This is a genomic window from Flavobacterium zhoui, assembly GCF_042787235.1.
Taxonomy (GTDB): Bacteria; Bacteroidota; Bacteroidia; order Flavobacteriales; family Flavobacteriaceae; genus Flavobacterium; species Flavobacterium zhoui.
Genome location: NZ_JBHZPY010000001.1, coordinates 408,221 through 422,120, shown reverse-complemented (window position 1 = coordinate 422,120; position 13,900 = coordinate 408,221). Strand labels below are relative to the sequence as shown.

General features: G+C 35.5%; 13 protein-coding genes. All 13 read right to left on the bottom strand.

Annotated elements, in window-relative coordinates:
• Positions 1–65 precede the first annotated feature (65 nt).
• Positions 66–686: a membrane or secreted protein gene (locus tag ACFX5F_RS01865; RefSeq protein ID WP_379849366.1), complete on the bottom strand. Its 621-nt coding sequence runs from the start codon at positions 684–686 to the stop codon at positions 66–68.
• A gap of 206 nt (positions 687–892) precedes the next feature.
• A complete protein-coding gene (locus ACFX5F_RS01860; RefSeq protein WP_379849364.1) occupies positions 893–1,342 on the bottom strand; it encodes a universal stress protein in 450 nt (149 codons plus the stop codon).
• A gap of 194 nt (positions 1,343–1,536) precedes the next feature.
• A complete protein-coding gene (locus tag ACFX5F_RS01855) occupies positions 1,537–4,074 on the bottom strand; it encodes a heavy metal translocating P-type ATPase (RefSeq protein WP_379849362.1) in 2,538 nt (845 codons plus the stop codon).
• A gap of 202 nt (positions 4,075–4,276) precedes the next feature.
• Positions 4,277–4,765 (bottom strand): hypothetical protein, encoded by a 489-nt coding sequence (locus tag ACFX5F_RS01850; protein ID WP_379849360.1) that lies wholly within the window; start codon positions 4,763–4,765, stop codon positions 4,277–4,279.
• Between the two features lie 13 nt (positions 4,766–4,778).
• The gene (locus ACFX5F_RS01845; RefSeq protein ID WP_379849358.1) at positions 4,779–5,336 is read right to left on the bottom strand and encodes an AAA family ATPase; all 558 of its coding nucleotides are present in this window, start codon (positions 5,334–5,336) and stop codon (positions 4,779–4,781) included.
• An 82-nt stretch (positions 5,337–5,418) separates the two neighbouring features.
• On the bottom strand, positions 5,419–5,730 hold the full coding sequence (locus ACFX5F_RS01840; RefSeq protein WP_379849356.1) for a DUF5676 family membrane protein: 312 nt from the start codon (positions 5,728–5,730) through the stop codon (positions 5,419–5,421).
• Between the two features lie 608 nt (positions 5,731–6,338).
• Positions 6,339–6,629 carry a heavy metal-binding domain-containing protein gene (locus ACFX5F_RS01835; RefSeq protein WP_379849354.1) on the bottom strand — a complete coding sequence of 97 codons (291 nt, stop codon included), beginning with the start codon at positions 6,627–6,629 and terminating at the stop codon, positions 6,339–6,341.
• A 113-nt stretch (positions 6,630–6,742) separates the two neighbouring features.
• A complete protein-coding gene (locus tag ACFX5F_RS01830) occupies positions 6,743–6,886 on the bottom strand; it encodes a hypothetical protein (RefSeq protein WP_379849352.1) in 144 nt (47 codons plus the stop codon).
• Positions 6,887–6,958: 72 nt separating this feature from the next.
• Positions 6,959–8,173, bottom strand: a complete 1,215-nt coding sequence (locus ACFX5F_RS01825; protein WP_379849350.1) for an efflux RND transporter periplasmic adaptor subunit — start codon at positions 8,171–8,173, stop codon at positions 6,959–6,961.
• A 2-nt stretch (positions 8,174–8,175) separates the two neighbouring features.
• On the bottom strand, positions 8,176–9,423 hold the full coding sequence (locus tag ACFX5F_RS01820; protein WP_379849348.1) for a heavy metal-binding domain-containing protein: 1,248 nt from the start codon (positions 9,421–9,423) through the stop codon (positions 8,176–8,178).
• A gap of 2 nt (positions 9,424–9,425) precedes the next feature.
• Positions 9,426–10,679, bottom strand: coding sequence for a TolC family protein (locus ACFX5F_RS01815; protein WP_379849346.1), 1,254 nt, complete (start codon positions 10,677–10,679; stop codon positions 9,426–9,428).
• Positions 10,666–12,603 (bottom strand): efflux RND transporter permease subunit, encoded by a 1,938-nt coding sequence (locus ACFX5F_RS01810; RefSeq protein ID WP_379849344.1) that lies wholly within the window; start codon positions 12,601–12,603, stop codon positions 10,666–10,668. The genes ACFX5F_RS01815 and ACFX5F_RS01810 overlap by 14 nt, the downstream gene beginning before the upstream one ends.
• On the bottom strand, positions 12,600–13,895 hold the full coding sequence (locus tag ACFX5F_RS01805; protein WP_379849342.1) for an efflux RND transporter permease subunit: 1,296 nt from the start codon (positions 13,893–13,895) through the stop codon (positions 12,600–12,602). Before ACFX5F_RS01805 ends, ACFX5F_RS01810 begins: the two co-directional genes overlap by 4 nt.
• Between the last annotated feature and the right edge of the window lie 5 nt (positions 13,896–13,900).

Below are 13,900 nucleotides of genomic sequence, written 5' to 3'. Positions count from 1 at the left end.
CCCATATGCATTTCTCCGTTACCGTTATTCAACATGATTCTTTAGGATTATGGTTAAATTAAATATTAATGATGTGCTTTATGATCTTCTTTCTTTTCTGGTTTTTTATCCATCCCTTTCATTTTACTATTGTCCATTTTTTCTTTTTTCATTTTGTCCATCATTTTCATCATTTGTTCACTTCCCATCATCTCCTTACACATTCCAGCCATCATAGCATCATCCCCTTTTGATGATTCCATCATTTTTGACATCATACTTTTCATCATTTCGGGGTCATCCTTCATTCCTTTCATCATCTCTGACATCATACCTTTCATCATTTCCGGGTTTTCTTTCATCATTGCCATCATTTTAGCATGATTCTCTTTCATCATTTCTGGATTATTCTTCATCATTTCTGACATCATACTTTTCACCATTTCTGGATTTTCCTTCATCATTGTCATCATTTTTGCATGACCATTCTTCATCATTTCCTTTTCCTTCTCCTGCATCATCATCATACCACTTTTGCTATTCATAAGTATCCCCATCATCTCTTTAGACATACTTTCATTATTAGCAATCTCATTCATAATTTCCATTCTCTTATCTGATTTTGAGAGAACCTGATTAGTTGACTGGCAAGAATATAGAAGACCAATTAACCCAATCGATAATGCAATTTTTCGTGCTGTTTTCATGATATTGAATTTATTTGTTAAACCTATTAACCCTATAAATATCCGCGTTTTAAAGCGAAAAAACCTTGTTGAATTTTGAAAAAAATTATATAATTACGCTCTTTTGTTATTCAATAATAAAAGGCTAGCCAACTAACCGAATTTCATTCTTTCTTTATTTAATAGAAAATCACTTGCACTTTTTCTATTACGTTAGGGTTACACTTTCATTTTGTTTTTTTACGAACAATTTCAACAGAACATTTTGCATGAAGTGCAACGGACTGTGAAACCGATCCTAATAAAAGACGCTCAACAAGACCATAACCATGTGACCCAAGAACAATTAAATCAGCGCCAAACTTTTCAGCCTCATCAACGATAACAGTTTTAGGAGCTCCCTCTAGTGCCTCCGTTAAAACTGCAAGTTCAGGATTTTTATTTCTAATTATTTCCGCTGCTGCTGCGACAGAATTCTCGGCAAACTTCAAAGAATTCATACGAGCATCGTCATAATATTCCGTCAAAACACCCATTGGAGCCACATTCATAAGCCTATCTGCTTCATAAACGGAGATGATTTTCACTTTTGTGTTTATGGGTAAAGGTCTACCGGCAAACTCTTTTACCATTGCCACACTAAAAGGAGATCCATCAGTTGCTAAAATTATTTTCATTTGACTACAGTATTTATTAGTTATTGATAATCAGATATTTGAAAAATACAATCATTTAAAATCGTACTATAAATTTAAGACAATTTCTACACATTTAGTGGTTATTCCTATATTAAAATCAACCAAGGCCTAACTCGCAACAATCTATAATACAACTTGTTCCTTTAAAAATAAATGCCTCCAACTTCTTTTTTTTAAAGCTTTAAGTTTCGCAATCGCAATGCATTTGCAATGACAGAAACTGAACTAAAACTCATTGCCAAAGCGGCGATCATTGGCGAGAGCAAAACTCCAAAAAACGGATATAAAACACCCGCAGCAATTGGAATTCCCAGCACGTTATAAAAGAAAGCAAAAAATAAATTTTGTTTAATATTTTTCATCACGGCATGACTTAGTTTTTTAGCTTTTACTATACCTTGTAAATCGCCTTTTACCAACGTAATTTTAGCACTTTCGATGGCAACATCCGTTCCGGTTCCCATAGCAATTCCTATATCGGCTTGCGCCAAAGCCGGAGCATCGTTGATTCCGTCACCTGCCATTGCTACAATTTTTCCTTCGGCTTGTAATCTTTTAATTTCTTTGAGTTTATCTTCCGGTAAACAACCCGCTTTATACGAACTCAAGTGCAATTCCTGAGCGACCGCTTTTGCCGTATTTTCATTGTCTCCCGTCAACATGATTACCTCAACTCCTTGACGTATTAACTCTTTGATGGCTTCTACACTTGTTGCTTTTATAGCATCTGTAATCGACACAAACCCCACTGCAATTCCATCGACTGATATATAGGAAACTGTTTTACCTAATTTTTGCTCTGCGATAATCTGATTTTCCAGTTCTGCCGAAACCGTAGCACTCACCTGTTCCATCAATTTTTTATTTCCAAGAGCTACTTTTTTGTTGGTAACTATACCTATAACCCCTTTCCCAGAAACTGCTTCAAAATCCTTTACTTCGATTAAAGCAACTCCTTTTGCTTTCGCAAAATTGACTACCGCTTGCGCCAACGGATGTTCGCTGTACTGATTTAAAGAAGCGATGCTTTGCAATAAAGAATCATCATCATTATTAGTAGCGAAGACTTTTTCAACAGAAGGTTTTCCTTCAGTAATTGTTCCTGTTTTATCTGTAATCAGAACATTTACTTTGTTCATATTTTCCAGTGCTTCCGCGTTTTTTATCAAAACTCCAGATTGTGCTCCTTTCCCAACACCAACCATTACTGACATGGGTGTGGCTAATCCCAAAGCGCAAGGACACGCAATTATCAATACCGCAATGGCATTAATAAATCCATAAACCATCGCTGGTTCCGGTCCAAATTTTGCCCAAACAAAAAAAGTTACTACAGAAACTACAACTACAATTGGGACAAAATATTTAGCAATACTATCCGCTAGCTTTTGAATGGGAGCTCTGGAACGACTGGCGTCATTTACCATCTTAACGATTTGCGAAAGCAAAGTTTCTGAACCTACTTTTTCGGCAATCATAACAAAGGACTTATTCCCGTTTATGGTTCCCGCTACAACATAATCATCGATTTTTTTATCAACGGGAATAGGTTCTCCTGAAATCATCGATTCATCAATGGTACTTTCTCCATCGGTAATTTTTCCATCAACCGGAATTTTATCTCCTGGTTTTACACGCAATAAATCCCCTTTTTTGATATCGTGAATGGAAATTACTTTATCCGCTCCATCGATAACCAAAGTGGCTTCGGTTGGTGCTAACTTCAACAATTCTTTTATCGCTCCACTGGTTTGACTATGCGCTCTGGCTTCTAAAAGTTGCCCTAATAAAACCAACGTTAATATTACTGTTGTTGCTTCAAAATAGAGTGAAACCGTTCCGTTATGTGTTTTGAATTCATCGGGAAAAACATCGGGAAAAAACATCCCAACTAAACTAAATAAAAACGCCACTCCCGTACCAATTCCGATAAGCGTAAACATATTGAGATTCCAAGTAATAATAGACTTATAAGCACGAATAAAAAACATCCAACACGCGTAAAAAATCACGGGAAGCGATAAAATGAGTTGTAACCAATTCCATTTTGAAGCATCCATTATTTTCATTAATGGATTATTGTTTATCATTTCTAAAGTAGCTATGGCAAAAACTGGAATTGTAAAAACCACCGCGATTTTCATTTTGCGCACCAAGTCTTGATACACCCTGTTTTCTTCACTTTCAGTAGGTTCCATAGGCACTAAATCCATTCCACAAATGGGACAAGAACCAGGACCATCTTTGATAACTTCGGGATGCATGGGACAGGTATATAACGTTTTATTATTTGGCAACGCCGCTTCTTTAACCAAATCCATTCCGCAAACTGGACAATCTCCCGGTCTATCATAGACTTTTTCGCCCTCACAATGCATCGGACAATAGTATTTGCCTGGCACATTGCTGGGTAACGTTTCTAAAGATTCTCCTTGTGGCTTATTAGAACTGCAACATGATTTTACGGTAGGATTATCTTCCGTTTTGGTTTGAGTTTCCATTAAAGTTGCCTCAGTGATATTATACTTTCCGGCAGCAGTCAATACAACTTGTAATTGTTTAACAGGAATATGTTTTTCCATTGTGATGGTTGCTACTGGGGGATCTAAAGTAACTGTCGCGTGAACCCCATCAACAGCATTCAATGTTTTTTCCACCTTAGAACGACAACCGTCGCAAGACATCCCGGTAATAGTATAGGTATGTATCATTCTTTTTACTTTTTTATTAGCAATACAAATATCCAAATGAAACAGGTTTGTATTGTTGTACAATTAGGGAAAAGGTTTGTAAAATTTATAATTCTTAATTTTATTTTTTGGTTTTGAATTGTTTTAAAATAACTTCGTATGATACAGTTTGTTTTTTAATTGATTCCTCAAATTTGTAATCTTATTAATTTTCAACTCTACTTTATACAATTTTTGCCTCAAGATTTTTCTTTGCTCCATGAAGCATATTATTCAGACACCAATTGCAATACCATTTAGCAAAAAGAAAAGAAAGAATTTTATAAAACCAATGTTTAGGCGGTAAATAACTAATTGCAAGCTTTACGGTCGGTCCTTTTTTATGCGACGAAATCTTAAACCACATACGATACCATGACATAATGATAATTTTTGCATCGCTAACTGTTTCCCATTTCTTCAATACCGGAGGTTGCCATTCAGTAACAATTTCGCTGAAATCAATTATCATTCCGATCATTTTTCCGTACCAACGGTATTTTGAACCCATTCCTATTGAGTTTGTTGAAAGTTGTTCCAGCTTCAGTTTACTTCCAAGCATCATGAGAGAACTTTGACTCATGTGCATTCCTGTTTTTGAAAGATCATCCAATTGGGCAAAAACCATTTCGGGCGTAGAATGAATAACCATAGTCTTTTGAAAAGTTTTCATATTATAAACCACATTAAAGATTTTTCAAAATAAAATCAACGCGTTCAGCTGCCTCAAGTGGGGGAACAAATACAATTGGAAAAGGAAGGGATTGGTATACATCAATTATTAGCTCATGGATTCTTTTTTGTGCTGCTTCGTCTTCTATTCTGGCATAGTCCTTTACTAATGGAAGAAGATCCAGAATAAACACTTTTTTATAAGAGACATTGCGCATTGCCTCCAAAAGCTTTTTGTTTTCCGGGAGCTTAAGAAAATGATGGTATGCAAGTGAATCTGGAATTGCTCTGTCAAGAAATACCAAATCATCTGCAGCAATTTCATTTTCCTGCGCAATCTGCATTTGCAAAACTCTTAATTGAAATTCTTCTTGATTTTTCCTTAGTTTCTCTGCCGTTTTCCCGTTAATACGCTGACTATCTAGATAATGCCTCGCATGTTCAATGGTAGTCTTAAATCCTCGAGCTTTTAGCAGGTTTACTGTTGTGGTTTTACCTGAACTTGGACCACCCGTGATGACATACCAATTTGTCTTCCTAAAATGATCATTCCAATTTAAAAATTTTTCCATGTATATTTAGATAAAAAATTCCGCTATAGGATCAAAAATGGAAGCTTCCTCTAGAAATCAAGCAAATTTTGAAGTCGCTTTTTCACAACTCCTGTTTGTTACCCAATGATATATTATAAATACCCGCTATGCAGGCACCAATCATCCAACTGAGAATAAATGTTTGAACAAATCGCCTTAATTCTTCGCCAGGAGAAATGTTCATTCTGATTATCGCCGAGACATCTATTCCATGAAGCAAGGTGTTAAAAAAATTCACTGAACTATCATGACCGAGTACGAGCATAACCAGAGCACAAACAAAATATAATAAAGCTCCCGTTATGCCAAACGCCAATCCGAATTTTCTAATGTTGATGTGATTCATTGTGTCCCATTTCGGTATAATACTCATGGATTACTAGTTATTGTTTTTAGTAAACCTTTTTTGGAGCATTTAGATAAATAGTCTATTTTTTAATGTAAAGTTCATTGCGAACTTTACACGATAACTATGCAATGATACTTCAAGATGCATTGAACAAGTATCATTTTATTAATTTCTTCTTTTTATTTTCTTACTTTTTTTAAGTAACTAAAAAATAGACATTACCTATATAAAGATACGTAATTTTTGTTAACTCATACATATATCCACAAAACAGGCTATGGTAAATACAGTAAATCTTAGGATATTATGGTGCTTTAAGAAGCAGGAAAGTTCTCTGACTAGTTTCCAAGCAATTTCTATATTTCCTGAAAATTAACGTTAATTGTTTTTAGGTTAAATACCCTTTTCTCAAACTCTTTACCATATACAACTATATGTAGTGTATATTTTTCACATTCGTCTTTACAAGCATTGCATATTTCAATACCTTCTTTCAGTAGATCCTTGGATTCCAAATAACCTTACGTCAATACCCGTATCACTTTCATAATGTGTGGACAGTTATGGGACATTAAATTATTTTTCAAATCTAGCATGATTTGAGTTAAGTAAGTGAAAAACGAGGAAGTCAGTTATTGTTTTTTTTCTGAAGTTTCAGTTACAGGAACGGTTAATTTCATTCCACATTTTCGACATTTATCATTTAGTTTTCCCTGAACTTCTGGATGCATCGGGCAAGCATATATTGCAGAATTCTCGTTCATCATTTTCGTATTATTATTCATCATAGTGGTGTCATTATGCATCATTGTGGAATCATTATCCATCATATGTGTATTATCCGTTGCGGCTTCCTTATTTTTTTGGTTACATGAAACCAAGAGTACTGCCATTGTTAGGGTTAAAAAGAGTTTGTTTTTCATTTTATTGTGTTTTAGATTAGTATTCTATTTTTAAAATAATTTTCATCTCGTAAAGTTCCCTAAAATAGATCTATAAAGTGTTTCATTATTTTAGTTTAATATTGTAAAATTTCTTATTGAAAATTGTCAATTCCATGTCTTTTTTTGTCATTCAATTGTTTAAAACCATAACAAATAATTCCTTTCATTCCACAATCAGTTACTTTCCAACCCTTTTTCATCACTAACACGCTAGCATACAAATATATATAATTCAAAAATCGATTTAAACAACGTAGCCTTATTATTGAGATTTGTTATTTCATGTTTTTAAAAAAGCCAAAAAAACATTACATGTCCATTCCCTCCATTGGGTCAGCTCCTTTTCGGAATTTATATTCACTGTTTATGGAATACGCTCCGGTAATGACTACTTTTTTTGTTGACTCTATTTCCGATTTAATTTCAACCATCCCATTGGTTTCCATTCCGGTTTCCACCATGAGGCTTTCAAACAAACCTTGACTTTTTTCAACCCAAATATAGGAAGCTTTTTCTTCTCGAATTACGGCATCCGTCGGAATAAATAACCCTTTTTTATTGGGCTGGGTTACCTTCGCAATTGTCTGCATCCCCGGTTTTAAGAATAGGTTTTGATTTGGGACTTCCATACGAATTAAAAGCAGTCTGGTATCCGGATTAATTTCCGGATTAATGAATGAAATTCTTGCGTTTATTGTTTTTTCTGGAAAATCTACAAAGGTAACTTTGGCATTTTGCCCAATACTTATACTTTTCGAATAGCTTACGTTTACTTGAGTTTCAAGCCAAAGACTATTCAAATCGGCCAATTTAATTATGCCGGAACCTTCCATGATGTAACTGCCTTCCGTGGCTATTATTTCCGAAATAGTTCCACTGTAAGTGCTATAAAAAATCGTGTAAGGCGACACTTGATTGGTTGTTTTTATGCTTTCAATTTGTTTATTGGTTAAACCAAAGAACAATAGTTTTTGCTTGGCCGCATTGAGCATGCTTAGTGCATTTTTTCCAAAATCGCCCGGCATGGAAAGTTGCTTGTATGCTGTAAAATAATCCTGCTTGGCAATGGCAATATCTTCGCTGTATAATTGATATACAGGTTCATTTTTATTAATATAATCGCCAATAGTTTTGAAATATAACTTTTCGATTCGTCCCATCGCTCTTGCTGAAATGGTTTTGATTTTTTCCTGATTAATCGTTAAAACCCCGGTATAGGATTGCTCAATGCTGCTTTGAGTTTCTTCAATAGTTTGTGTTGTGATGTTGCCAAGCTTAATTTGCTGGGCACTCAAAGCTATTTCGTTAACTGCCGAATCGTCATTTTTCATCGGAGTCAATTCCATGTGACAAATAGGACATTTTCCGGGCTTGTCTTCCTTTACTTGCGGGTCCATAGAACAGGTATAATAAAGGCTTTTCTTTGCCTTATGGACGCTATGGTCTTCTTTGTTTTTAGTATTACATGCTATAAATACAGTAAATAGTATAAACAGAATGCTGATTTTTTTTATCCAGTTCATGATTACTCGGTTTTAATAAAGCTTTCGCTATCAATTAAATATTGTGCGTTTTTAGCAAGGGTATCTTTGACAGAAATGCCGTTTATGATTTGGACAAAATCATTCACTTCAATTCCGGTTTTTATTTCTCTTACTCTAAAGCCATTGTCCAGTTTTAAGAAAACTATTTTTTTGTTTCCAATACTTACCAATGCTTGTTTTTGTATCCAAGTCCCTTGCGTCGGATTTGTTTTTAAAATACCTTGTAATCGCAAACCTATGGGTAATTTCAGGGTATTGTTATTCAAATAAACTCTAATTCTATTGGATTTGTCCGTTGCGCTGAATTGTGTTTCGATAAAATTCACTTTGGCCGCAATGGATTCGTTTTCATTCAACTCCGAGAAAATGTTAATCGATTGATTGATTTTAATCAGGCTGTTATATCCTTGCAAAACATTAAAAACGCCCCATACCTTATCGGTATTAACTAATTTGAAAACGATTTCACTTTTTTTAATGTAATCTCCTTCTTTAACGGTTAAAGCTTCTGTAGTTGCACCAGAATTTTGCATGGTCACATTAGTGCTTTTGGTCATGCTTTCCGTTCCCTGAATAATTCCGGATGCTGGACTGTATATTGAAATTACCGGGTTTGCTCTTTTGACGGAAGCCAATGCACTTATTTGATTATTTGTCATTCCGTAAAGCAGTAATTTTTGTTTTGAGGCTTTAATGATCGACGTATTTTCGGAATCATTGGAACTTAAATAAATAAAATTTTGCTGTTCCGTCAGTAATTCCGGGCTGTATAAATCAAAAAGCTTTTGTCCTTTACTGACTTTTTGGTATTTATAATTCACGTACATTTTTTCTATTCTGCCACTTATCCTTGCCGCGATATTTACCGAAGAATTTGGGTCGTAAGCAACCAGACCGGGCAAGTTTACTTCACTGCTAATAGTGGTGTCTTTTGCTGTCGTGGTTTGAAAGTTACCCACTATAAAATTATCGGTAGACCTCAAAAGAGCGTCAATTGAATTACTTTCAATTGCCTGATTTTGAATTGTTTTTTTCACCAAAGTCATTCCGCAAATGGGACAATTTCCAGGTTTATCCCTAATAATTTGAGGATGCATCGAACAGGTGTACACTTCGTTTTGAGCTAAACTTTTGGAATTATTGCCTGACTTTGTCGCAAAATAATAGATTGCGAATCCAACAATCAAAATTACCAGAACTACTAAACTATATTTCAAATATCTGTTCATAATTATTTGGTTTCCAGTTGTTTTTCAATTTCAACTTGTGCGCTCAAAATACTTTGCAATTTGTCCAAGGCATCTATTTGAGCCATATTTAATGCTTCCCAAGCATCGAGAGTGACGAATAAATCGCCTGTGTTGTTTTGCCAAGCCAAAATTGCTGTGTCATAGTTTCGTTTCAAGGCAGGAATGATACTTTTTTGGGCGATTCCGTACTGTTTTTTTAGGTTAGTCAGTTCTGTATTCATTCCCGAAATCATTCCTGTGGCTTCATTCAAAATCATTTGCTTTTGCCAATTAAGACTTTCATTTTTTATTTTAAAACTGGTGATATTGGCTCTATTCATCTTGGTCGACCAAGGCATAGGTATATTTATCATTCCCATTAACGTAAATTGTTGTGGTTGATCGCCAAAGGCAAACATATGCTCATACTTAACTCCAAAATCGGGTAATAATTTTGTCTTTTCTGCTTCAATTTTGAGTTGATTTATTTCCATCGTTTTTTCGATGGCTTTCACATCACTTCGATTTTTAGAAAGGGAAATGGTATCCAAAACTATTGCATCAAAATCATTTAACTCATAGGTTTCCTTTATTTCAAATGCGGTGTTTTTATCCCTTGCCATCAGGGTATTAAGCATAATCCTTTTTTGGGAAATGTCATTTCGCAACATTACGGTCATACTTTCTAATACGCTGTATTGTGATTTTGCCTTGTAATAAGTAGGCAATTTATCCATATTATACTGGTATCGTATTTCCATACTTTTAATCATATAGTTTAAAAGCAGCAAATTATCATCGGCAATTTTTATTTTTTTATTTACTATCATCCATTGATAATAATTCGTTTTTGCCAGCGCCTTTAACTGATTGATCGTGTAATTTTTGTTTTCGGCTTCGACCGAAGACATTGCACTCATTAGATTAAAATCGGCTTTTAACTTGGAAGCATTAGGAATCATTTGTGTAACACCCACCATATAATTACCCATACCAGGTCCCATTTCATCGGCTTTCCACAATTTGGGATTGTAAGGAGTCATAAAAAACCCAGTACTCACTTGGGGTGGCATCCAACTTTTGGCACCTTTTGCAGCGGCATCCATGCTTTGGATATCGGCATCATACATTTTTAATTGTGGATTGTTTGTTTTGATATTCGTCAAAACATTATCCAACGAAAGTGTTTGCGCCATTAAATTAGCGGTACTTAAAAGCAAACAGCTTATAACGAGAAAATAATTATTCTTTAACATCTATAAGTTCTATTTTACCTTTTGTTTTTAATTCACGGAGTTTTACCATTTCAAAAACAACAGGTGTTACCAATAATACATAAATTGTTGAAGTGATTGTACCCCCAATAAGTGGAACAGTAATAGGAAGCATTACATCTGCACCCGTTCCAGTTGCCCAAAGAATGGGGATTAATCCAAATAATGAAACCGAAACCGTCATCAGTTTTGGTCGTAGCCTTTTGGCCGAACCGTCAATAATATATTGTCGTAAAATATCTTCGGTAATGGTCTCTTTACTGTTGCCATATTTTTCAACCATTTTATTCATAGCCTCATTCAGATAAATGGTCATTAGCATCGCTGTTTCTATGGCCATTCCAAATAGTGCAATAAAACCAACGGCCACCGCCACCGATAAATTAATACCATAAAAATAGACCATGAAAATCCCTCCAATTAAGGCAAACGGCACTGTTATCATAGTGACTAAAGCTTCTTTCATCGAATTATAGGTAAAGAATAAAATCAGGAAAATGATAATAACGACTATGGGTAATATCATACTTAATGTTTTATTGGCCCTGATTTGATTTTCCCATTGCCCGCTCCATTCCACATAATATCCTTTGGGCATTTTTGTTATCATTGCGTTCAGTTTTTTCTGCGCTTCTTTTACAGTACTTCCTAAATCACGCTCCCGAACGTTAAACAAGACACTCCCACGAAGCATAGCATTTTCGCTGTTTATCATGGGTGGTCCATCGCTTATTTTTACGTCAGCAACGGCTTCCAAAGGAATTGGTCCGTACTGCATGGTTTGCACTTGCAGTTTTTTCAAGGCTTCAATGCTGTTTCGGTATTCCTGTGCATATCGCGCATTTACCGAAAAACGTTGCCTTCCTTCGATAGTCGTGGTCAGTTTCATTCCGCCAATAGCAGCTTCGACAACATTATTAACATCGTCAATAGTAAGTCCGTACCGACCAATTGCCTCTCGTTTTGCTTCAATATCAATATATTTCCCTCCGGTTATCGGTTCGGAATACAAATCTTTTACCCCAGCAGTTCCTTCGAGTGCTTTTTTGATTTTTTGGGATAAAGCATTTATGGTATCTAAATCGGCTCCGTAAACTTTTATTCCCACATCAGTTCGGATACCGGTAGAAAGCATATTGATCCGATTAATAATAGGTTGGGTAAAACCATTCGTTACTCCGGGAATTTGCAGTTTGTTGTTTATTTCTGTTACAATGTCATTCTTGTTTTTGCCATCTCTCCATTCGTTTTGGGGTTTTAGCAAAACAATCGTTTCAATCATGCTTATGGGGCTATTGTCGGTTGCTGTATTCGCCCTTCCGGCTTTTCCTAAAACATGGGCGACTTCGGGTACTGATTTTATCAGTTTGTCCTGTACCTGCAAAATTCGTTTGACTTCGGAATTGGAAACATCGGGCAAGGTAACTGGCATAAATAGAATGGATCCTTCATCTAATGGAGGCATGAATTCCGAACCCAGACGCGTAAACATCAATACCCCAATTAGCAGCGCAATTATATTTACCACTAATACTGTTTTTCTCCATTTCAAAGAAAAAATCAGAATCGGAGTATATATGCTTTCCAGTTTTTTGTTGATTGGATTTTTTGTTTCGGGGCGCAATTTGCCTTTGAGTAGAAAACTAATCAAAACAGGCGTAAGTGAAATGGCCAAAAAGGCATCTACAATAAGTATAAACGATTTTGTCCAAGCCAATGGACTAAATAATTTGCCTTCCATACCTGTAAGAAGAAACACGGGCAAAAACGAAGTAATTACAATTATGGTTGAATAAAAAACACCCGGCCCAACCAATTTGGAGGAAGCCTCAATAATCTTCAGTTTTTCTTCGGAAGATAAAGGGTCGTGTTCTTTTTTGAATATATTTTTTATGAAATTTTTCATTTTTCAATCGATTGTTGATTATTCTCCATTTCTTCCTGTTTCTCCGAAATATTCCGATAGGAATTTTCGACCATTACAATTCCATCATCGACTACAACACCTATTGCAAGCGCTATTCCGGTTAACGACATAATATTGGATGAAATCCCAAAAGCTTGGAGCAAAATAAAACCAACAGCAACGGATATTGGAAGCTGTATTAGTATGATTAAAGCGCTTCTCCAATGAAAAAGAAACAGAAGGATAACTATAGAAACGACAATCATTTCTTCGATCAAGGTTCCTTTGACAGATGCGACAGCTTGTTCTATGAGTTCACTTCTATCATAAGAGGTTTTAAAAGAAACACCTTCTGGAAGTCCTTTTTCTACTTCTTTCATTTTTAGTTTAACCGCTTTTATCACTTTATCGGCATTTTCGCCATACCGCATGACTACAATTCCGCCTACAACTTCGCCTTCGCCATTTTGGTCAAAAATTCCCAAGCGCAAATCACCTCCCATTTGTATGGAACCCAGATCCTTTACTCTTACAGGAACCGAGTTATAATTTTTAACCGTGATCTCTTCGACATCTTTTATGTTTTTGATGTAGCCCAATCCTCTCACGATGTAAGCCATATTGCTCATTTCAAATTTTCGTCCACCAACATCGTTGTTGTTTGCCTTTACAGCATTCATCACCTCCATCATACTTACATTATAGTACTGCATTTTTAGTGGATCTAATACCAATTGGTATTGTTTTTCAAAACCTCCAAATGAAGCCACTTCAGCCACGCCAGGAACGGTTTGTAATGCAAATTTCACATACCAATCCTGCAGAGCACGTTGCTCTCCCAAGTCCATACCGTTGGTTTCTAAATGATACCAAAAAACATGTCCCACACCTGTGCCATCGGGACCTAAGGTTGGGACAACATTTTGAGGCAATAATCGCTGGGCATAATTTAATCTTTCCAATACACGAGTTCTTGCCCAATAAACATCTACATCATCTTCAAAAATGATATAGACAAAGCTCATCCCAAACATCGAGGCACCGCGAATATTTTTAATTTTTGGTATTCCTTGTAAATTAGAAACCAAAGGATAAGTTACTTGCGCTTCTATAACCTGTGGACTTCTTCCCATCCATTCCGTGAAAACAATAACTTGATTTTCTGACAAATCAGGAATGGCATCTATGGGATTTTGTTGTACGCTGTAAATACCCCAGCCAAATAAACAAGCCGAAACAAGCAGGACAACAAATCTATTTCTTAGTGAGAATGATATTAATTTTTCTACCATAATAT

Excerpts from the sequence above, each read along its gene's own strand:
- ACFX5F_RS01805 (WP_379849342.1), bottom strand. The coding sequence starts at position 13,895 with ATGGTAGAAAAATTAATATCATTCTCACTAAGAAATAGATTTGTTGTC.
- ACFX5F_RS01820 (WP_379849348.1), bottom strand. The coding sequence starts at position 9,423 with ATGAACAGATATTTGAAATATAGTTTAGTAGTTCTGGTAATTTTGATT.
- ACFX5F_RS01835 (WP_379849354.1), bottom strand. The coding sequence starts at position 6,629 with ATGAAAAACAAACTCTTTTTAACCCTAACAATGGCAGTACTCTTGGTT.
- ACFX5F_RS01855 (WP_379849362.1), bottom strand. The coding sequence starts at position 4,074 with ATGATACATACCTATACTATTACCGGGATGTCTTGCGACGGTTGTCGT.
- ACFX5F_RS01860 (WP_379849364.1), bottom strand. The coding sequence starts at position 1,342 with ATGAAAATAATTTTAGCAACTGATGGATCTCCTTTTAGTGTGGCAATG.
- ACFX5F_RS01865 (WP_379849366.1), bottom strand. The coding sequence starts at position 686 with ATGAAAACAGCACGAAAAATTGCATTATCGATTGGGTTAATTGGTCTT.
- ACFX5F_RS01850 (WP_379849360.1), bottom strand. The coding sequence starts at position 4,765 with ATGAAAACTTTTCAAAAGACTATGGTTATTCATTCTACGCCCGAAATG.
- ACFX5F_RS01815 (WP_379849346.1), bottom strand. The coding sequence starts at position 10,679 with ATGTTAAAGAATAATTATTTTCTCGTTATAAGCTGTTTGCTTTTAAGT.
- ACFX5F_RS01825 (WP_379849350.1), bottom strand. The coding sequence starts at position 8,173 with ATGAACTGGATAAAAAAAATCAGCATTCTGTTTATACTATTTACTGTA.
- ACFX5F_RS01845 (WP_379849358.1), bottom strand. The coding sequence starts at position 5,336 with ATGGAAAAATTTTTAAATTGGAATGATCATTTTAGGAAGACAAATTGG.
- ACFX5F_RS01810 (WP_379849344.1), bottom strand. The coding sequence starts at position 12,603 with ATGAAAAATTTCATAAAAAATATATTCAAAAAAGAACACGACCCTTTA.
- ACFX5F_RS01840 (WP_379849356.1), bottom strand. The coding sequence starts at position 5,730 with ATGAGTATTATACCGAAATGGGACACAATGAATCACATCAACATTAGA.